14 protein-coding genes are annotated in these 20,531 nt (G+C 71.0%); 9 read left to right on the forward strand and 5 right to left on the reverse strand.

Annotation, left to right across the window (positions count from 1 at the left end; translation table 11 throughout):
• Window positions 1-192: 192 nt before the first annotated feature.
• A complete protein-coding gene (locus PGN25_13900) occupies window positions 193-1,176 on the reverse strand; it encodes a LacI family DNA-binding transcriptional regulator (protein ID MEH3118645.1) in 984 nt (327 codons plus the stop codon).
• Window positions 1,177-1,418: 242 nt separating this feature from the next.
• On the opposite strand from PGN25_13900, the gene ptsP reads away from it, so the two are divergent.
• The 4 genes from ptsP to PGN25_13920 all read left to right on the forward strand — a co-directional run bounded on the left by ptsP (window position 1,419) and on the right by PGN25_13920 (window position 8,385).
• On the forward strand, window positions 1,419-3,980 hold the full coding sequence (gene ptsP, locus PGN25_13905) for a phosphoenolpyruvate--protein phosphotransferase (protein ID MEH3118646.1): 2,562 nt from the start codon (window positions 1,419-1,421) through the stop codon (window positions 3,978-3,980).
• Window positions 3,981-3,983: 3 nt separating this feature from the next.
• Entirely contained in the window at window positions 3,984-4,931 is a 948-nt protein-coding gene (pfkB, locus tag PGN25_13910; protein ID MEH3118647.1) for a 1-phosphofructokinase, read from the forward strand.
• An 86-nt stretch (window positions 4,932-5,017) separates the two neighbouring features.
• Complete coding sequence (locus PGN25_13915; protein MEH3118648.1) at window positions 5,018-6,742, forward strand: fructose-specific PTS transporter subunit EIIC; 1,725 nt, start codon at window positions 5,018-5,020, stop codon at window positions 6,740-6,742.
• A 140-nt stretch (window positions 6,743-6,882) separates the two neighbouring features.
• Complete coding sequence (locus tag PGN25_13920; GenBank protein MEH3118649.1) at window positions 6,883-8,385, forward strand: carbohydrate porin; 1,503 nt, start codon at window positions 6,883-6,885, stop codon at window positions 8,383-8,385.
• A 27-nt stretch (window positions 8,386-8,412) separates the two neighbouring features.
• Here PGN25_13920 and PGN25_13925 read toward each other — a convergent pair whose 3' ends face one another.
• The 4 genes from PGN25_13925 to PGN25_13940 all read right to left on the reverse strand — a co-directional run bounded on the left by PGN25_13925 (window position 8,413) and on the right by PGN25_13940 (window position 16,042).
• The gene (locus PGN25_13925; protein MEH3118650.1) at window positions 8,413-11,583 is read right to left on the reverse strand and encodes a CusA/CzcA family heavy metal efflux RND transporter; all 3,171 of its coding nucleotides are present in this window, start codon (window positions 11,581-11,583) and stop codon (window positions 8,413-8,415) included.
• A 96-nt stretch (window positions 11,584-11,679) separates the two neighbouring features.
• The gene (locus PGN25_13930) at window positions 11,680-12,933 is read right to left on the reverse strand and encodes an efflux RND transporter periplasmic adaptor subunit (protein MEH3118651.1); all 1,254 of its coding nucleotides are present in this window, start codon (window positions 12,931-12,933) and stop codon (window positions 11,680-11,682) included.
• A 341-nt stretch (window positions 12,934-13,274) separates the two neighbouring features.
• On the reverse strand, window positions 13,275-15,080 hold the full coding sequence (gene lepA / locus PGN25_13935; GenBank protein ID MEH3118652.1) for a translation elongation factor 4: 1,806 nt from the start codon (window positions 15,078-15,080) through the stop codon (window positions 13,275-13,277).
• Between the two features lie 149 nt (window positions 15,081-15,229).
• Window positions 15,230-16,042: a DUF2470 domain-containing protein gene (locus tag PGN25_13940; protein MEH3118653.1), complete on the reverse strand. Its 813-nt coding sequence runs from the start codon at window positions 16,040-16,042 to the stop codon at window positions 15,230-15,232.
• A gap of 306 nt (window positions 16,043-16,348) precedes the next feature.
• Here PGN25_13940 and PGN25_13945 point away from each other — a divergent pair, with 306 nt between their 5' ends.
• The 5 genes from PGN25_13945 (at window position 16,349) to PGN25_13965 (ending at window position 20,442) form a co-directional block, all read left to right on the forward strand.
• On the forward strand, window positions 16,349-17,062 hold the full coding sequence (locus tag PGN25_13945) for a response regulator transcription factor (protein ID MEH3118654.1): 714 nt from the start codon (window positions 16,349-16,351) through the stop codon (window positions 17,060-17,062).
• 23 nt (window positions 17,063-17,085) lie between these two features.
• Window positions 17,086-18,930 carry a stimulus-sensing domain-containing protein gene (locus PGN25_13950; protein MEH3118655.1) on the forward strand — a complete coding sequence of 615 codons (1,845 nt, stop codon included), beginning with the start codon at window positions 17,086-17,088 and terminating at the stop codon, window positions 18,928-18,930.
• On the forward strand, window positions 18,927-19,445 hold the full coding sequence (locus PGN25_13955) for an HPr kinase/phosphatase C-terminal domain-containing protein (protein MEH3118656.1): 519 nt from the start codon (window positions 18,927-18,929) through the stop codon (window positions 19,443-19,445). The genes PGN25_13950 and PGN25_13955 overlap by 4 nt, the downstream gene beginning before the upstream one ends.
• A gap of 124 nt (window positions 19,446-19,569) precedes the next feature.
• The gene (locus PGN25_13960; protein ID MEH3118657.1) at window positions 19,570-19,971 is read left to right on the forward strand and encodes a PTS sugar transporter subunit IIA; all 402 of its coding nucleotides are present in this window, start codon (window positions 19,570-19,572) and stop codon (window positions 19,969-19,971) included.
• A gap of 147 nt (window positions 19,972-20,118) precedes the next feature.
• Window positions 20,119-20,442 (forward strand): HPr family phosphocarrier protein, encoded by a 324-nt coding sequence (locus tag PGN25_13965; protein MEH3118658.1) that lies wholly within the window; start codon window positions 20,119-20,121, stop codon window positions 20,440-20,442.
• The last annotated feature ends 89 nt before the right edge of the window (window positions 20,443-20,531 follow it).

Below are 20,531 nucleotides of genomic sequence, written 5' to 3' on the forward strand. Positions count from 1 at the left end.
GCCGAGGCGAAGCGCAACGCGCTCAGGGCCTGTTCGACCACCTCGATTCCATTCGCAGCCTCATCCTGATTGGCGGCGCGACGACGGACGAGGCCGGGGCCGCGCAGCGGAATCCGGAACGACGGCCGTGATGAGCCGGAGAGCGCCGCCAAGAGCGTCGACCCGGGTTCGGAGCCCTGGGCTCGGTCCCTCTCACCCCCGCCGGGTCGAGCCCCGCAGCACCGCCCGCCCGCTCAGCGTCACCTTCCGCACCGGCTGGCCCGGATGCTCGATGCGCTCGAACAGGAGGCGCATCGCCTGGGTGCCGATCTCGGCCACCGGCTGCGCGATCACGGTGAGGCCCGGCTCGACCAGATCGGTCCAGGGCTCGTTGTCGAAGCCCGCCAGCGCCAGATCTGCGGGGATGGCGAGCTCGAGCGTGCGCGCCGCGCGCACCGCTCCCATCAGAATCAGCCCGTTCGAGAGGATCAGAGCCTCGGGCCGGTCGGGCTGCGCCAGCCAGCGGACGGTCTCGGCCTCCGCGGCCGCCGCGTTCGGCGCCACGGAGCGGGCGACGGGGGAGAGGTCGTGGCGGGCCATCGCCGCCTCGTAGCCGGCCTGCCGCTCCCGTGCGGTGGAACTGGTGGAACCGAACAGGCCGCCGATCCGCTTGAACCCCTGCGCGACGAGGTGATCGACCAGGGACGCGGCGGCCGCCGCGTTGTCGAGCACCACGCTGTCATGGGCTCCGGGCATCCCCGCGCGGTCGATGAACACCGTGGGGAAGGACAGGCTGTCCGCCGTGAGCCCGTCCGCCGTCGTCCGGGTCGGCGCGAAGATCACGCCGGTGACGCGCTCCTCCTCCATCAGCCGCAGGTACATCGCCTCGCGGGCCGGATCCTCGTCGGTGTTGCACAGGATCACCCGCATCCCGGCGGCGTAGGCCGCGTCCTCCACCGCCCGGCTCACCGCCGTGAAGAACGGGTTGCGGATGTCGGCCACGATCAGGCCGATGGTCTGCGCCGCCTTCGAGCGCAGGCGGCGGGCCGAGAGGTTCGGCCGATAGCCGGTGGCGCGCACCGCCGCCTCGACCTGCGCGCGCACGGCATCGCTCACCGGCCCGCGCCCGAGCGCCCGCGAGACCGTCGCCGTCGAGACGCCCGCCGCGCGGGCCACGTCGCGGATTCCCACGCTCATTCCGGCATCCGCAACGAAGGAAACGTTTTCAGCCGCATGCCAGGGTTCTGCCACTCCGCGATCCGCATCGCAAGCCGCCATTCTGCACTTTTTTGCAGGTATCCCTTGACACATCTTGTGAAAACGTTTTCATTCGGAATAACAAGGCAGGCGGAACAACCGAGCAGGCCCAGCGCGGCCTGCGTCCGGCAAATGCACCCGGCGAACCAGCCGGGGCAGCCTTGAGGTGAGGAGAGCACGCCATGCTCGCGCAGACGCCGACGTTTTCGCCCCAGCGCACCGGCCCACGGCTCCTCGTCCGCCTCGCCGCCGCGCCGGCCAGCAAGGAGGCCGCGATCCGCGAGGCCGCCGGGCTGCTCACGGCCGCCGGCTGCATCGACGCGGCCTACGGCGAGAGCATGCTGCGCCGCGAGGGCGTGGCGAACACCTATCTCGGCCACGGCGTCGTCATCCCGCACGGCATGGTCGACGACCGGCACCTCGTGCGCGAGAGCGGGCTCGCCGTCCTGCAGATCCCCGGCGGCCTCGAATGGCACGACGGCCAGACCGCCCACCTCGTGGTCGCCATCGCCGCGCAGTCGGACACGCACATCACCGTGCTGCGCCGCCTCACCCGCCTGATCCAGGACGAGGGCCGCCTCGACCGGCTCCGCACCACGCGGAGCGAGGCGGACATCGCCGCGGCGCTCACCGAGGACGCCGCCGCGCCGACCGCCCCGGGCCCGGCCACCGATCTGCGCCAGCGCTTCGATTGGACCGTCGATTACCCGACCGGCCTGCACGCCCGGCCCGCCGCGCACTGGGTCGAGACCGCCCGCGCCCTGCCGGCGCGCATCCAGGTGCGCCACGGCGGGCAGGCGGCGGACGCCAAGAACCTGATCGCGCTGCTGCAACTCGGCCTGCGCTGCGGCGACGAGGTGACGATCTCGGCGGAAGGGGACGACGAGGCCGGGGCGCTGGCAAGGATCTGCGCCGCGGTGACGGGTCTGAGCGCCGGCGAGAAGGCCGCCGCCCGGCGCGCGGCGGAGGCCGCGGCCAAGGCCGCCGCCCCGGTGGCCGGCTGGAACCCCGCCGACGCGCCGCGGGTGATGCCCGGCATCGGCGCCAGCCCCGGCATCGCCATCGGGCCGATCCACGTGCTGGCGGCGGCCGAGGTCACCGTGCCCGACGAGCCCGAGCCGCTGACCTCCGGCGCCGACCGCCTGCACCGGGCGCTCGCCGCCACCGGCGGCCAGCTCAAGGCGCTGGCCGACGACACCGAACGGCGGCTCGGCAAGGCCGATGCCGGCATCTTCCGGGCGCAAGGCGAGCTGATCGCCGACACCGACCTCATCACGCTGGCCTGCCAGCTCATGGTCGAGGGCCACGGCGTGGCGTTTGCCTGGAACGCCGCGGTCGAGCGGATGGCCGGGCGGCTCTCGGCGCTCGGCAACCCCGTCCTCGCCGCCCGGGCCGCCGACCTGCGCGATGTCGGCCGCCGGGTGCTGGCGCAGATCGACCCGGCGCTGAAGAGCGGCCACGACCTGCCGGACGTGCCCTGCATCCTGATCGCCCCCGACCTCGCCCCCTCCGACACGGCGGGCCTCGACCCCGCCCGCGTCATCGGCCTCGCCACGGCCCAGGGCGGCCCGACCTCGCACACCGCGATCCTGGCGCGCACGCTGGGCATCCCGGCCGTGGTCGCGGGCGGTCCCGGCCTGCTGGCGATGGAGAACCGCACCACCGCGATCCTCGACGGCACCACCGGCCGCCTCTACCTGAGCCCGAGCGAGGCGGACGTCGCCTCCGCCGGGAACTGGCGCGCCCGGCAGCGCGAGCAGGCGGAGGCCGAGGCGCGGGAGCGGGCAAGGCCCGCGCAGACCCGCGACGGCCACCGCATCGCCATCGGCGCCAACGTCAACAACCCCGAGCAGGTGCCCCTCGCCCTCGACCAGGGCGCGGAGGGCGTCGGCCTGATGCGCACCGAGTTCCTGTTCTTGGAGCGCGGCGACACGCCGGGCGAGGACGACCAGTACGCGACCTATTCGGGCATGCTGAAGGCGCTCGACGGCCGCCCCTTGATCGTGCGCACCCTCGACATCGGCGGCGACAAGCAGGTCGCCCATCTCCACCTGCCTCGGGAGGAAAACCCCTTCCTCGGTGTGCGCGGCGCCCGCCTGCTCCTGCGCCGGCCCGACCTGATGGAGCCGCAACTGCGCGCCCTCTACCGGGCGGCGAGGGATCACGTTCCCGCCGACGCCCCGAAGGGCAAGGACGCGCCGCTCTCGATCATGATGCCGATGATCACCTCGGTGCCGGAGGTGCTGAAGCTCCGGGAGATCTGCGAGCGGATTCGAGGGGACGTCGGCGCGCCGGACGTGCCGCTCGGCATCATGATCGAAGTGCCCGCGGCCGCGATCCAGGCCGACGTGCTGGCCCGGCACTGCGACTTCTTCTCGATCGGCACCAACGATCTCACCCAGTACGCCCTCGCCATCGACCGCCAGAACACCGAGCTCGCGCCGGAGGCCGACTCGCTCCACCCGGCGGTGCTGCGGCTGATCCGCCTCACCTGCGAGGGCGCCGCCCGGCACGGGCGCTTCGTCGGCGTCTGCGGCGGCATCGCCGGCGACCCGTTCGGCGCCTGCCTGCTCGCGGGCCTCGGCGTCCACGAGCTGTCGATGACGCCCCGCGACCTGCCCGGCGTGAAGGCGCGCCTGCGCGCCTCCGACAGGGCCGAACTGACGGCGCTTGCGGCCAGGGCCTGCGCGCAGGAGGACGCGGCCGCGGTGCGCGCCCTCGACGAAGCCGCGGCCGGAGCCTGAGCGATGCGCCTCGTCACCCTCACCCTCAACCCGGCGATCGACCAGACCGTCACGCTGGACAGCCTGACGCCGGGCAGCGTGCACCGCGCCCGCTCGGTCTGGGCGGACGCCGGCGGCAAGGGGGTCAACGTCGCCTGCTGCCTCGCCGACTGGGGCCTGTCTGTCGCCGCCACCGGCGTGCTCGGCCAGGACAACGCCGCGCCGTTCGTCCAGCTTCTCGCGGCCAAGGGCATCGACGACCGCTTCGCCCGGATTCCCGGCGAGACGCGCACCAACCTCAAGCTGCTCGATGCGGGCAGCGGCGAGACCACCGACATCAACCTGCCGGGTCTCGACATCGGCCCCTCCACCGTCGAGGCGGTGCGCGCCGTGCTCGCCGACCTGACCGGCCCCGGCAGCCTCGCGGTGCTCGCCGGCAGCCTGCCGCGCTCGGCGCCCGCCGACACCTATGCCCGGCTCACCGCCGAGCTGAAGCGGCGCGGCGCCCGCGTCGTCCTCGACGCCTCCGGGCCGGCGCTCGCCGCCGCGCTCGCCACGGGGCGCGACGGCCTGCCGGACGCGATCAAGCCGAACCGGCACGAACTGGAAGAGTGGGCCGGGCGCCCGCTCCCCGAACTGTCCGGCGTGCTCGATGCCGCTCGGGAACTCCGGCGCAGCGGCATCGCGCTGGTCTGCGTCTCGCTCGGGGCGGAGGGCGCGCTGTTCGTCTCCGCCGAGGGCGCGTTCCGGGCCCTGCCGCCGCCGACCCGGGTGGCGAGCACCGTCGGCGCGGGCGACGCCCTGGTCGCCGGCCTCGTCGCCGGCCTGCACGATCGCCTCGCCCTGCCCGACCTCGCCCGGCGGTCGCTCGCCTTCGCCGCGGGCAAGCTCAGCCGCACGGGGGCGAACCTGCCGGGGCGGGACGAGGTGGAGGCGATCGCGCGCGAGATCGGGATCGAGCGGCTCGACTGACCGCATCCCCGACCCTCCCCCCTCTGCGGGAGAGGGATCATCGGCGGGCGACCGAGCGAACGGGTAAAAACTCGAGGAGGAAACCCATGGCACAGCTTCTGGCCGTGGTGGGAGGCGGAGACCTCTCCACCCACGCCGTCCTCGCCGCCGAGGCCCTGCGCAAGGCGGCCGGGCGGCGCAACACGCCGATGACCCTCGAAGTCCGCGGCAAGGGCGGCAGCGGCAACCCGATCCCTGAAGCGGCGATTGCGCAGGCTCGGGCCGTGCTGCTCGTCGGCGAGGGCGATCTCGGCGAGGGCCGGTTCGGGGCGCTGCACCGGGCGCGGGCGGCGATCGAGGACGTGCTGACCGACGTCAACGCCGTGCTCGACCGCCTGGGCGCCGGCACGGAGGTGTCCGGCTCCACGGCAAACGCGGCGGCCACTCCGAAAAGAATCGTGGCGATCACCTCCTGCCCCACCGGCATCGCCCACACCTTCATGGCGGCCGAGGGCATCCAGGCGGCGGCGAAGGCGCTGGGCCACGACGTCCGGGTCGAGACGCAAGGCTCCGTCGGCGCCCGCGACGCATTGACGGCGGCGGAGATCGCGGCGGCCGACATCGTGCTGATCGCCGCCGATACCGGCGTCGACCGGGCGCGCTTCGCCGGAAAGCGGGTTTACGCCACCAACACCAAGGCGGCGATCCGCGACGGCAAGGGCCTGATCGCCACCGCGCTCGCCGAGGCGCAGGGGCAGGCGGCCGATACGGCCCAGGCGACGGCGGACGGCCCCGCCCGTCCGGCCGCGGCGGAGAACAAGGCCGGCGCCTACAAGCACCTGATGACCGGCGTGTCCTTCATGCTGCCCTTCGTGGTGGCGGGCGGCCTCCTGATCGCGCTGGCCTTCGCCTTCGGCGGCATCGACGCGATGAAGCCGGAGAATGCCGGCACGCTGGGCTATGCGCTCGGAGAGATCGGCGCCAAGGCGGCGTTTGCCCTGATCGTCCCGGCGCTCGCCGGCTACATCGCCTATTCCATCGCCGACCGGCCGGGCATCGCGCCGGGCATGATCGGCGGCATGCTCGCCGCGAACCTCCAGGCGGGCTTTCTGGGCGGCATCGCCGCAGGCTTCATCGCCGGCTACACCACCGCCTTCCTCAACCGGCACATCCGCCTGCACAAGAACCTGGAGGGCCTCAAGCCCGTCCTGATCCTGCCGCTGCTGGCCACCACGATCACCGGCCTGATGATGGTCTACGTGGTCGGCGTGCCGGTGGCCGCCGCGCTCGCGGCCCTCACCGAGTGGCTGAAGGGCATGCAGGGGGCGAGCGCCCTGGTGCTCGGCCTCGTGCTCGGCGGCATGATGGCGGTCGACATGGGCGGGCCGATCAACAAGGCCGCCTACGCCTCCTCGGCGGCGCTGCTCTCGTCGGGCGTCGATGCGCCGATGGCCGCGGTGATGCTCGGCGGCATGACGCCCCCGCTCGGGATCGCACTGGCCACGCGCCTGTTCCCGAACCGCTTCACCGCGCCGGAGCGCGAGGCCGGCGGCGCGGCCGCCGTGCTGGGTGCCGCCTTCATCACGGAGGGCGCGATCCCCTTCGCCGCCGCCGACCCGCTGCGGGTGATCCCCTCCATGGTGGCGGGTTCGGCGGTCGCCGGCGCCATCGCCCTGACCGCGGGCGTGACCCTCAAGGTGCCCCATGGCGGCCTGTTCGTGCTGCCGATCCCCAACGCCGTGACCAACGTGACGGGCGCGCTGATCGCGCTCGCCGCCGGGACGATCGTGACGGGGCTTCTGGTCGGCCTCCTCAAGAAGCGCGCCGCCTGATCGGACTGGCCGCGCCCTTCCCAGGAGCCTCGGCCGCGCATGTCCGCCGCCGCCTTTCACAATCAAAAGTCATGGTTCGACAACGCGTCTCGACCCGAGCCCCGAAAACGAGCCGGGCATCGTCGATCTGGGGGAACGACATGAAAGCTGACAGGGCAGCTTGGGCCGTGCTCGGCCTCTTCACGGTACTGGGGATGGGGACGATGCCGGCCGGCGCGCAGGACGAGCCCGGACAGCCGGGCCTCGCGCGGGCGGAGAACGGCGTGGCCGTCGTCCGGCGTCCGGCCCTGCGGCGCGTGGTGCGGCGGGCGCCGCCTCGCCGAACCTTCGGCAACGACGGCAGCGCCGCGGCGGCGGCCGACGTGCTCGGCCAGACCGCGACGCCCCCGGCCCTACCGCCGGGCACGTTCGACCTCGGCAACGGCCTGTCGTTCCTCTTGAACTACACGGGACAGGCGGCGGCCAACCCGGTCGGCGGCATCCGCCAGGGCTCGGCCTATGCCGGCCAGCTCTTCTTCGGCATCGATGGCGACCTCCAGCGGCTTGCCGGGATCGAGGGCGGCTCGTTCCACGTCGCGGTCACCAACCGCCACGGCCGCAACCTCGCCGACGACTTCATCGGCAACAACACCAGCGTGCAGGAGATCTTCGGCGGCGGCCAGACCACGCGGCTGACGCTGCTCTCCTACCAGCAGAAGCTGTTCGACAACCGGCTCGACGTCGAGGTCGGGCGCTTGGTCGCCAACATCAACTTCCTGAACTCGCCGATCTACTGCAATTTCCAGACGAATTCGGCCTGCGGCAACCCGACCTTCGTGTTCAAGACCTCGAACTTCACCTTCTGGCCGGTGGCGAGCTGGGGCGGGCACGCCAAGGCGTGGCTGACGGACAAGGTGTTCTTCCATGTCGGCGCCTACGAGGTGAACCCGCTGCACCAGCAGCCCGGCGACAACGGCCTCGACTTCTCGACCAAGGGCGCCACCGGCGCGATCGTGCCGTTCGAACTCGGCTACTCCACCACCTTCGCCAACGACGCATTGCCCCGCAACTACGGCATCGGCGGCTGGATCGACCGCTCCGACTACACCGACCCAGTGCTCGACGGGGCGGGGGGCCGCCGGGTGCTCACCGGGCTGTCTCCCGCCACCCGGTTCGGGCGTTCGGGCGTCTATGCCCGCTTCGACCAGATGGTGTGGCGCCCCGATCCGAACGGCATCCAGGGCCTCACCCTGTTCGGCGTCGCCATGGCCGGCACCGGGGGCCGGCTGGTCGAGGACTACTTCCTGGAGATCGGCGCGCTCCAGACCGGCACCTTCGCCGGCCGGCCCTACGATACGATCGGTTTCGTCATCAACACGCAAGCGTTCAGCCCGCTCGCGCTCTCGAACATCGAGGCGGCGCAAGCCTCCCTCGGGCTGTTCCGCACGATTCCCTCGCAGCAGATCATGATGGAGCTGAATTACGGTATCCAGATCTCGCCGGCGGTCCGGCTGACGCCGAACCTGCAATACATCGTCAACCCGGACCAGACCCGCTTCCCGTACTACCCGAAGAACATCCCCGACGCTTTCGTCGTCGGCGCCAAGCTCTCGGTCGACCTGTTCACCCTGGCCGGCCTCGCCAAGGGGCCGGGGAGCCCGTGAGGGACGCCCGGGAGGACCGCTCGCCCCTCACGGCGCCCCGGCCGGGGAGGGCGCCTGCGCCGCCGCGACCCGGTTCGCGGCCTCCGAATGCGCGGCGGGCCTGCGGCGCGAGAAGGTCAGGATCAGCACCGGCAGCACCAGCAGGATCAGGAAGGGCGCCAGCGCCATGCCGCCCACCACCACCAGCGCCAGCGGCTTCTGCACCTGCGAGCCGACGCCGGTCGAGAATGCGGCCGGCAACAGGCCGACGCCGGCCACGACGCAGGTCATCACCACGGGCCGCATCTGCGTGGTGCAGGTGCGCAGCATCGCCGGCACGCGCTCGGCGCCCGCCGCCAGCAGGCCGTTGTAGTGGGTGAGCACGATGATGCCGTCCATCACCGCGATGCCGAGCAGGGCGATGAAGCCGATCGCCGCCGAGACGCTGAACGAGGTGCCGGTGAGCGAGAGCGCCAGGATGCCGCCGGCCATCGCCATCGGGATCACGCTCAGCGCGAGAAGCGAATCCACCACCGACGAGAAGTTCATGAACAGCAGGATGGCGATGATGCCGACCGCGACCGGGACGGTCACGGAGAGGCGGGCGATCGCGCCCTTCATGTTGTTGAACTCGCCGACCAGTTCCAGCCGGTAGCCCGGCGGCAGCCGCACCTCGTCGGCGACGCGGGTGCGCGCCTCCTCGATGGTGCTGCCGAGGTCGCGCCCGCGCACGGAGAACTTCACCGGCAGGTAGCGCTCCTGGGCCTCGCGGTAGATGTAGGCCGGGCCGGAGACGAGCTGGACGGTGGCGACCGCGCTCAGGGGAAACTGCACGGGGGCGCCGCTGGCGGGGCTCTGGCCGGCGATGCGCAGGTTGGCGATCGCCTCGATGCTCTGGCGGTATTGCGGCGCGAGGCGCACGACGATCGGGTAGTGCCGCTCGGAACCCGGATCGTAGAGATCGCCCGCCGAGTCGCCGCCGATGGCGGTGCGCACCGTGGTGTTGATGTCGCCCGGCGTCAGGCCGTAGCGGGCGGCCCGCACCCGGTCCACGTCGATCTCGATGGTCGGCTGGCCGAGCGACTGGAACACCGCCAGATCCTCGACGCCGCGGACCGTCGAGAGCACCTTCATCACGCTCTTGGCGCTGTCGGTGAGTTTTTGCAGGTCGGGGCCGAAGATCTTGAACGAATTCTCGCCCTTGATGCCGGAGACGGCCTCGGCGACGTTGTCCTGGAGGTACTGCGACAGGTTGAAGTCGACGCCGGGGAAGGCGGCCTGGAGCTTGTGCAGCATCTCCTCGGTGAGCGCCTCCTTGTCGAGGCCGGGGCGCCACTGGTCGAGGGGCTTCATCGGCGCGAAGAACTCGGCGTTGAAGAAGCCCGCCGCGTCGGTGCCGTCGTCCGGGCGCCCGTGCTGCGAGACCACGCGCTCGACCTCGGGCAGCGAGGCGATGATCTTGCGCATCGCGTTGACGTAGCCGTTGCTCTCGTGAAGCGAGATCGTCGCCGGCATGGTGGCGCGGACCCAGAGGTTGCCCTCTTCGAGCTTGGGCAGGAATTCCGAACCGAGGTTGCGCGCGGCCACGCCGACCCCGACCGCGATCAGCGCGACGCAGGCCGCCGTGACGAGCCGGGCGCCGATCGCCGCGCGCACCGCCGGGCGGTAGAGCCGGTCGAGGACGCGCACGAGCATCGTCTCGGTCTCCTCGATCTGCGCGGGGAGAAGGGAGGCGGCGAGCGCCGGCGTGACCGTGAAGGTGGCGATCAGGCCGCCGAGCAGGGCGTAGGCGTAGGTCGTCGCCATCGGCCCGAAGATGTGACCCTCGACGCCGGTGAGCGTGAACAGCGGCAGGAAGCCGGTGACGATGATCGCCGCCGCGAAGAAGATCGAGCGGCTCACATCCTCCGCGGCCAGCGCGATGCGCCCCGACTTGGCGTCGAGCCCCGGCGGCGGATAGCCCGGGATGCCGTGGCCCGACAGGCGCCGGAAGATCGCCTCGACCATGATGACGGTGCCGTCGACGATCAGGCCGAAATCGAGGGCGCCGACCGAGAGGAGGTTGGCGGATTCGTCGCGGGCCACGAGGATGACGACCGCGAAGAACAGGGCGAAGGGGATCGTCGCCACGACGATCAGGGCCGAGCGGAGATTGCCGAGGAACAGCCACTGGATCGCCAGGATCAGCAGGATGCCGACCACCATGTTGTGCAGCACGGTGTGGGTGGTGACCGCGATCAGGTCGGCGCGGTCGTAGATGCGCTCGATCTTCACCCCCGGCGGCAGGAGGCCCGCGGCCTCGATCCTGGCGACCTCCGCCTTCACGGCCTCGATCGACGGCGTGCTCTTCTCGCCGCGGCGCATCAGGACGATGCCCTGGACGATGTCGTCCTCGTCGTTCATGCCGGCGATGCCGAGCCGCGGCTGGTGGCCGATGGTGACCGTGGCGATGTCCCTGACGAGCACCGGCGCGCCGCCGACCTGGGCCAGCACCGTGCCGTTGATGTCGTCCACGTCGCGGATCAGGCCGACCGCGCGCACCACCGCCGACTGGCCGCCGATGGCGACGCGGTTGCCGCCGACGTTGAGGTTGCTGTCGTTGAGGGTCTTGACCACGCCCGACAGGGTCAGGCCGTAGGCCATCAGCCGGTCGAGATCGACCGAGAGCTCGATGGTCTTGGTCTTGCCGCCCCAGCCGATGGCGTCGATCACGCCCGGCACCGCGCGGAAGCGCTTCTTCAGCACCCATTCCTGGAGCGTGCGCAGGTCGAGCACGCTGTATCCATCCGGCGCGGTGAGCCTGTAGCGGAAGATCTCGCCGATCGGGCTGATCGGCGAGATGGTGGGCTTGGCGCCCGCCGGCAGCGGATCAAGCTGCTGCAGGCGGTTCAGGACCTGCTGCTCGGCCTGGAGATAGTCGAACTCGAAGCCGAACTGCAGCTTCACGTCGGACAGGCCGTAGAGCGAGATCGTGCGCACCTGGCGCAGGTTCGGCATCCCCGAGGTGATCCGCTCGATCGGGATCGTGACGTAGCGCTCGATCTCCTCCGCCGAGAGGCCGTCGGTCTGTGTCACGACGTCGACCATCGGCGGGGTCGGGTCGGGATAGGCCTCGATGTTGAGGTTCCGGAAGGCGGCGAGGCCCCCGACCACGAACAGCACGAAGGCCAGGATGACGAGGGGGCGCTGCCGGAGCGCGAGCGCGACGATGCCGTTCATGGGGTCGGTTCCAAACCTCGCGGCCTCACCGGACGCGGACCGGGCGGACCCGGCTCGGAATGTTCTTGTTCGTGAAGGACCGTCGCGAGCCCGGGCTCAGCCCGGCTGCTCGGTCATGCCGTCGATGAACAGGGCCCCCTTCGCGATCACCCGCTCGCCCACCGAGAGCCCTTCGATGATCTCGATGTCGTTGCCGTCGACGAGTCCGGTCTTCACCGGGCGGCTCTCCACGCTGTTGCCGGCGCCGAGCACCCAGACCCGGGCCTTGTCGCCCTCGAAGATCACCGCCTGCCGCGGCACCGCGCGGGAGACGGTCTCGCGCTCGTTGATGATGTGGACGCTGGCATACATCTCGGGCTTCAGGAGCCCCTTGGGGTTGTCGACCTCGGCGCGCACGACGATGCGCCGGGTGGCGGGATCGACCGAGGCGCCGATGAAGTTGATCCGGCTCTCGAAGGTCCGGCCCGGATAGGCGAGCGTCCGGAAGCGGATGCGCTCGCCGAGATCGACCTTGGCCGCGTCGGTCTCGCGCAGTTGCGCCACGATCCAGACCCGGGCGAGGTCGCCGATGATGTAGGAGGGGTCGGAGCCGCCGGTGTTGATGTACTGGCCCGGGCCGATCTTGCGCTGGATGACGGTGCCCGACAGCGGCGCGTTGATCGTCGTCTCCGGGTTGATCGCGCCCTTGGTCTGGAGGGCCCGCATGTCGTCGTCGGCGAGGCCGAGGATGCGCAGGCGGTTGCGCACCGCCTCCAGGCCGACCTCCGCCGTCTTGGCGTCGTTCTGCGCCGTGGCGAGGTCGTTCTGCGCCGTCTGCAATTCCTTCAGCGTGGTGACGCGGGAATCGTAGAGGTCGTGCAGGCGCTTTTCCGTATTCGTGGCGTAGGAGAGCTGCGAGCGGGCCTTGTTGAGGATGTTGAGGGCGGCCAGGAAATCGTTCTGCGCCTGGACCATTTCGTTGGCCTGGAGCGAGAACAGCTTGTCGCCCTGCTTCACCTGCTCGCCGGAGCGGGCGAAGATGGTGATCACCCGGCCGGCATAGGGCGAGAACACCGGCGTCGCCCGGTACTCGTCGACGCTGATCTTCCCCTCGGTGGCGATATCCTCGTAGAACAGGCGCTGCTCGACCGGCACGGTGGTGACGGTGGCGAGCTGGCTCTCGGTCAGCACGAAGCGCCCCGGTCCCGCGGCGGTGACGGCGGCCGGCGTCGGCACCGCGGCATCGACCGCCTCGGGCCGCCCGTACCACAGGACGGCGCCCGCGCCGGCGCACAGCACGGCGGCGACGAGGAGCTGCGTGCGCAGCCGCATCGTCCTCGGCGTCAGGTTGTCCTCGCGCGCCCCGCCCATCGCCATTTTGTCCCGATTCGACCCAGCGCCGCGTTTCAACGGATCGGCACACAGTGTGCCAGTTGCTTCGGCCTCTCGCTTGCGCGCAACCGAAACTCCCGAATTGCGCCGTTACCGTGGCGGCTTGACGGGGGTATGACGAGACCGGTTTCTCACAGATGAAGTAAGGGCGCCGGTTCGAAGCAGGGAGCGGGATTTTTTTCGTGGACCGCTCGTGCCGCTTCCTCGCCGTCATCGCGAGGCGAAGCCGAAGCGATCCAGGGCTCCGCCCTATCCGGAGCGGTCGCGCGACTGGATCGCTTCGCATCCGCTCGCGATGACGGCGCGGCGGGGCTGGCCCGTCAATCGTCCATCTTCAGCGCGGCGATGAACGCCTCCTGCGGGATCTCCACGCGGCCGAACTGGCGCATGCGCTTCTTGCCTTCCTTCTGCTTGTCCAGGAGCTTGCGCTTGCGCGAGATGTCGCCGCCGTAGCACTTCGCGGTCACGTCCTTGGACAGCGCCCGGATGGTCTCGCGGGCGATGATCTTGCCGCCGATCGCCGCCTGGACCGGGATCTGGAACAGGTGGCGCGGGATCAGGTCCTTCAGCTTCTCGCACATCGCCCGGCCGCGGCTCTCGGCGCGGGTGCGGTGGACGAGCATGGAGAGCGCGTCCACCGGTTCGGCGTTGACGAGGATCGACATCTTCACGAGGTCGCCCTCGCGGTAGTCCGAGACGTGATAGTCGAAAGAAGCGTAGCCCTTCGAGATCGACTTCAGGCGGTCGTAGAAATCGAACACCACCTCGTTGAGCGGCAGGTCGTAGACGACCATGGCCCGCTTGCCGACGTAGTTGAGGTCGATCTGGACGCCGCGCCGGTCCTGGCAGAGCTTGAGCACGCCGCCGAGATAGTCGTCGGGCGTGAGGATCGTGGCGCGGATCCACGGCTCCTCGACCGTCTCGATCTTCATCGGATCGGGCATGTCGGCCGGGTTGTGCAGCTCCTTGATCTCGCCGTCGCGCATGGTGAGGCGGTAGACGACCGACGGCGCCGTCGAGATCAGGTCGAGGTTGAACTCGCGCTCCAGCCGTTCCTGGACGATCTCGAGGTGGAGGAGCCCGAGGAAGCCGCAGCGGAAGCCGAAGCCGAGCGCGGCGCTCGTCTCCATCTCGTAGGAGAAACTGGCGTCGTTGAGCCGCAGCTTGCCCATGGCGCCGCGCAGGGACTCGAAGTCGGCGGCGTCCACGGGGAACAGGCCGCAGAACACCACCGCCTGCACGTCCTTGAAGCCCGCCAGCATCGCGGCGGTCCGGCGCTTGTCCTCGGTGATGGTGTCGCCGACGCGGGTGTCGGCCACCTCCTTGATCGAACCGGTGAGGAAGCCGACCTCGCCGGGGCCGAGTTCGCCGATATCGGCCATCTTCGGGCGGAACACGCCGATCCGGTCGACGCCGTAGGCGGCGTCCGCGCCCATCATGCGGATGGTCATGCCTTTCTTGAGCACGCCGTCGACGATGCGCACCAGCACCACGACGCCGAGATAGACGTCGTACCAGCTATCCACCAGCAGCGCCTTCAGCGGCGCGTCGCGGTCGCCCTTGGGCGGCGGCAGGCGGGTGACGATGGCTTCCAGCACCGCCTCGATGTTGAGGCCGGTCTTGGCCGAGATCGGCACGGCCTGCGAGGCGTCGAGGCCGATCACCTCCTCGATCTGCTCCTTGACCCGGTCGGGCTCGGCCGCCGGCAGGTCGACCTTGTTGAGGACGGGCACGATCTCGTGGTTGGCGTCGAGCGCCTGATAGACGTTGGCGAGCGTCTGCGCCTCGACGCCCTGGGACGCGTCCACCACGAGGAGAGACCCTTCGCAGGCGGCCAGACTCCGGGAAACCTCGTAGGCGAAATCGACGTGGCCGGGCGTGTCCATCAGGTTGAGGACGTAATCCTTCCCGTCCTGCGCCTTGTATTCGAGGCGGACGGTGTTGGCCTTGATGGTGATGCCGCGCTCGCGCTCGATGTCCATCGAGTCGAGCATCTGCTCGCTCATGTCGCGAAGCGCCACGGTGCCGGTCTGCTGGATCAGCCGGTCGGCGAGGGTCGACTTGCCGTGGTCGATATGCGCCACGATCGAGAAGTTGCGGATGTTGTCGATGGTGCGGGTGGTCATCGGGGTCTCCGGCACGGCGGTCCCGTTGCGGGCTGGCGCGGCGCACGGCAGGTCTGTCGGGATTGGCTGGGGCGGGCATAGCAGCGGCGGACACGCGCGCCAAGGCGGGGGGCGCCGCGGATGGTCCGCCCCCCGGGAAGATCGGCGCCTCAAGCCTCCGGGTGGGGAAGAGGGGCGTCCGTGCCGGAGCCGGCCCGTGCCGCGGCGGCCATCGCCACCAGGGTCTTGCGCAGGGCCTCCATGTCGCGCACCGGCTCCGGGTAGGTGACCCGCACCGTGCGCTCGGCAGCCATCAGGTCGAGCCCCTCCGGGTCGAGCCCGGTGAGCCGCCAGCCCGTGCCCGCCTCGCCGACAGCGGCGGCGTAGAGGGCGAGCGCGTCGGCATGGTCGGCGTTCATGTGCGCGACGGCGCCGCGCTCGCCCGCGACGACCGCCTCGGCGCCGGCCATGTCGAGGAGCAGTTCCGCGCCCGTCAGCGTCGCCGCCTTGGCGAAGCCGCCGTTGAGATGGCCCGCCGTGGGGGCGAGGGCGAAGAAGCCGAAATCGGGAAAGTCCGCGTAGAGCTTGGCCTTCGGGTGACGCGCTAGGAAGCGCTCGCGGACCCGAGGCTCGTCGCAGCGCGCGGCGCGGCCGGTCACGGTCAGGCGGGGATGGGCGAGGGGATCGCCCTTGCCGCCGACCGAGAACAGCAGCGAGGCGCGGGGATCGCGATCGAGGTTGCGCGTATGCGCCGAGAGCCGCGACAGCAGCATCAGGGGCGTGCCGTCGCTGTCGGTGGCGAGGGTGACCAGGGAGGCGAAGGGCGTGCCGTCGGCCGCGTCGATCGTGGCGAGCGCGCCCGAGCGCACGCTGCGCAGGAGGTGGCGGGCGAGGCCGGTCGCGTCGAAGGGCGCCTGCGCCGCGGGCAGCGGCTCGGCCGGCCCGCGCCGTTCCCCTGCGGGCGGCATCGCGTCGTTGACCATAGAAAGCGATCCTCCCCAGATTTTGTGAGAAGCATAGCGCGGTGTGGGGTCGATGCAGAAGAGCCGGCGGCGCGGCCAGACGCGGCGCGTTGTCGGCCCTATCTCCTCTCCCGAAGTCCCTTGTCCCAAACCGGCCGATACGGCCAAGCTTAGACTGCCGCTCGCTTTTTTCGAACGATGGTCGTAAAGGACGAGACCCACCGCACGGATGGCGGCCCCCGCATGGCGGAGGGCCGCGCATGGCCGTCGCGGGCCCCCAAGGACGCGCCAGGGGCGGCGCGCGCGTCGTCAAGTCAGGGAAACCGCATGCCCACCATCGCCCTCGTCGACGACGACCGCAACATCCTGACCTCCGTCTCGATCGCGCTGGAGACCGAGGGCTACCGGATCCAGACCTACACCGACGGCGCCTCGGCGCTCGACGGCCTGCGTCACTCCCCGCCGGACCTGGCCATCTTCGACATCAAGATGCCGCGCATGGACGGGATGGAGCTTCTCAGGCGCCTGCGGCAGAAATCGGACCTGCCCGTGATCTTCCTCACCTCGAAGGACGAGGAGATCGACGAGTTGTTCGGCCTGAAGATGGGCGCGGACGACTTCATCCACAAGCCGTTCTCGCAGCGCCTGCTGGTGGAGCGGGTCAAGGCGGTGCTGCGCCGCTTCGCCCCGAAGGACGCCACGCCCGGCGGGGCCGCCCGCGAGGCCGACGCCGCCGCCCGCTCGCTGGAGCGCGGCCAACTGATGATGGACCCCGAGCGCCACACCTGCACCTGGAAGGGCGAGCCGGTGACGCTCACCGTCACCGAGTTCCTGATCCTGCAGGCGCTCGCGCAGCGCCCGGGCGTCGTGAAGAGCCGCAACGCCCTGATGGACGCGGCCTACGACGATCAGGTCTACGTCGACGACCGCACCATCGACAGCCACATCAAGCGCCTGCGCAAGAAGTTCAAGGTGACCGACCAGAGCTTCGACATGATCGAGACGCTCTACGGCGTCGGCTACCGCTTCAAGGAGGGTTGAGGCGCGGCGATCCGGCTGAAACGATGCTCGCCCCCCTGTTCCGCCAGTCCGAGTCCGATGGGGCTCGCCGCGGCTTCCTCGCGCGCCTGACCCATTCCCTCACCCGCCCGCCGCTGACCTGGCCGCGCGACCTGTGGAACGCGGTGGGCCAGCGCGCCTCGTCGAGCCTGACGCGCCGCATCGTGGTGCTCAACCTCGTCGGGCTGATCGTCCTGCTGTTCGGCTTCCTCTACCTGAACCAGTTCCGCCAGGGGCTGATCCAGGCCCGCGTCCAGAGCCTGCTGATCCAGGGCGACATCATCGCCGGCGCCATCGCCGCCCAGGCCTCCGTCGAGACCGACACGATCCGGGTCGATCCCGACCGGCTGCTGCAGCAGCAGGCCGGCGAGGGCCGGGACGTCGACGACGATCCCGCCTCGCTCGCCTTCTCGCTCAACCCCGAGAAGGTCGCGCCCCTGCTGCGCCGCCTCGTGACGCCGACGGGCAACCGCGCCCGGGTCTACGACCGCGAGGGGAGCCTGCTGTTCGACACCCGCTCGCTCTACGCCCGCGGCGACATCACCCGCGGCGACACCGTGGCCCGGCCGCCCAAGCCCAACGTGCTGGAGCGGATCTGGGACTTCTTCGGCACCCGCATCCTCGGCCTCGTCGTCAGCGAGCGCTCGCCCCAGGAAGAGGCCGGTCCCCAGGACGGGCGTGCCTTCCGCGAGGTCCAGGCGGCGCTGAACGGCTCGCGCGGGACGATCTCCCGGCGCAACGAGCGCGGCGAGACCATCGTCTCCGTGGCGGTGCCGATCCAGCGCTCGGGCTCGGTGCGCGGCGTGCTGATGGTCTCGACGCAAGGGGGCGAGATCGACCGGGTGATCGCCTCCGAGCGCTTCGGCCTGCTCCAGGTGTTCCTCGTCGCGGCCGCCGTGATGCTGGTTCTGTCGATCCTGCTCGCCGGCGCCATCGCCGGACCGGTGCGGCGCCTGGCCGACGCCGCCGAGCGGGTGCGCCGGGGCATCAAGTCGCGCCAGGAAATTCCCGACTTCACGGGCCGCACCGACGAGATCGGCCACCTCTCCGGCGCCTTGCGCGACATGACCCAGGCGCTCTACCGGCGGCTCGACGCCATCGAGAGCTTTGCCGCGGATGTCAGCCACGAGCTGAAGAACCCGCTCACATCCCTGCGCAGCGCGGTCGAGACCCTGCCGCTCGCCAAGACCGACGAATCGCGCAGCCGGCTGATGCAGATCATCCAGCACGACGTGAAGCGCCTCGACCGGCTGATCTCCGACATCTCCGATGCTTCGCGCCTCGACGCCGAGCTCGCCCGCGCGGAGGCGCGCCGCGTCGATCTCGGCAAGCTGCTCACCACCGTGACCTCGGTCGCCAACGAGCGGCGGCGCGGGAACGCGGCGCTGATCCGGTTCGACGTCGAGCGGCCCGGCGGCGAGGTCGAGGATCCGTTCCGCATCATCGGCCACGACAGCCGGCTGGGACAGGTCGTCAACAACCTGCTCGACAACGCCCGCTCGTTCTCGCCGCCGGGCGCCAAGGTGCGGGTGGCGCTGCGCCGCCTCAAGGGCGAGGTCGAGTTCGTGGTCGAGGACGAGGGACCGGGCATCCCCGAGCACGCCCTGGAGCGGATCTTCGAGCGCTTCTACACCGACCGGCCGGAGCAGGGCTTCGGGCAGAACTCCGGCCTCGGCCTGTCGATCTCGCGGCAGATCATCCAGGCCCATCGCGGCACGATCCGTGCCGAGAACCGGCCCGGCCCGGCCGACGAGGAGGGGCACCCGACGGTACGCGGCGCCCGCTTCGTCGTGCGCCTGCCGACCGCGCCGCGTGCCGACCGCTATGGCGACGACGACCTCGCCGCATGAGCGGGGCCGGGACGCCCGACGGCGGAGCGCCGCGGGAGACGGTCCATGCGAGCTGCGTCCTCCTCGGCGAGGCCGGCGTGCTGATTCGGGGGGCGTCCGGTTCGGGCAAGTCGGCCCTGTGCCTCGCGCTCCTCGACCGGTTCTTCCTGGAGGGCCGCCACGCCCGCCTCGTCGGCGACGACCGGATTCGGCTGGAGGCGCATCACGGCCGCCTCGTCGCCCGGCCCCATCCCGTTCTCGCCGGACTGATCGAGGTCCGGGGCCTCGGCATCCGTCGTCTCGCCACGCACGCATCGGCCGCGGTCCTGCGGCTCGTGGTCGATCTGATCGCGGAAGCCGAGCGCCTGCCGGCCGAGGCGGACGCGACCGCGCGGCTCCTCGGCGTGGCGCTGCCGCGGCTCGCCCTTGAACCGCACCATCCGCGCGAATACCTGATTCGCGAGGCGCTCCGATCCGGCGTGGCAATGCGGACGCACCCGGCCGCTCTCGTGCCCGGCGGCGCCCGCGACGTGTAGCGCGGCCGCCACCGCCGTGGCATGGTGAGGCATCGCGTTACGCAAAACGCCGCGATCCGCTTGCGCTTCACCTTGCGCTGCACAAGATGGCGTCTCCGCTCACAGGGCGTCGGAACACGCTTCGATGATTGGAATGGTGCTCGTCACCCACGGCCTGTTGGCGACCGAATTCAAGGCCGCCCTGGAGCACGTCGTCGGCCCCCAGAAGCAGATCGAGACCATCACGATCGGGCCTGAGGACGACATGGAGCTGCGCCGCGGGGACATCATGTCGGCCGTCTGCCGGGTCGACTCCGGCAACGGCGTCGTGGTTCTGACCGACATGTTCGGCGGTACGCCCTCGAACCTCGCGCTGTCGTGCATGAACGGCGGCCAGGTCGAGGTGGTCGCCGGCATCAATCTGCCGATGCTGATCAAGCTCGCCAGCGTGCGCGAGGCCGAGAGTCTCGGCGACGCCGTGCTCCATGCGCAGGAAGCGGGCCGCAAGTACATCAACGTCGCCTCGCGGGTTCTTGCGGGCAAGTAGCGCCCCCCGTCGTCCCGTTCGCAGCGCCCCACGCCTTTCCTTCGCCCCGCTCCCGGCTTAACCAACCCCTCCCGAGCCCGGCCGGCGCAGGGTGCCGCGGCACCGCGCCCGATCGGAGCGGCGCGAGGAGGGGAGCCCGGCACAGCGATGAGCGAGAGCGTGGACGGCGAGGTCGAGCCGCAACCCGAGATTCCCGAGGGCGGCCACGTCCGGATCCTGCCGATCGTCAACCGCCGCGGCCTGCATGCCCGCGCCTCGGCGAAGTTCGTGCAGACGGTGGAGCGCTTCGGCGCTGCCGTCACGGTGACCCGCGGCGGCGAGACGGTGGGCGGCCGCTCGATCATGGGCCTGCTGACCCTGGGGGCGGCCAAGGGGACCACCATCGCCGTGGTCGCCGTCGGCGAGGATGCCGGGGCCGCCCTCGACGCGATCGAGGCGCTGCTGGCCGACAGGTTCGGCGAGGACGAGTAGGTTTTCGCCCGCGAAGCGGTCGTTTCGGAGAGGTCGGCGGCCTGGATTGCTTCGCCTGACGGCTCGCAATGACGGACGAGGCAGACTCA

The sequence above is a fragment of the Methylorubrum populi genome (genome assembly GCA_036946625.1).
Lineage (GTDB): Bacteria > Pseudomonadota > Alphaproteobacteria > Rhizobiales > Beijerinckiaceae > Methylobacterium > Methylobacterium populi_C.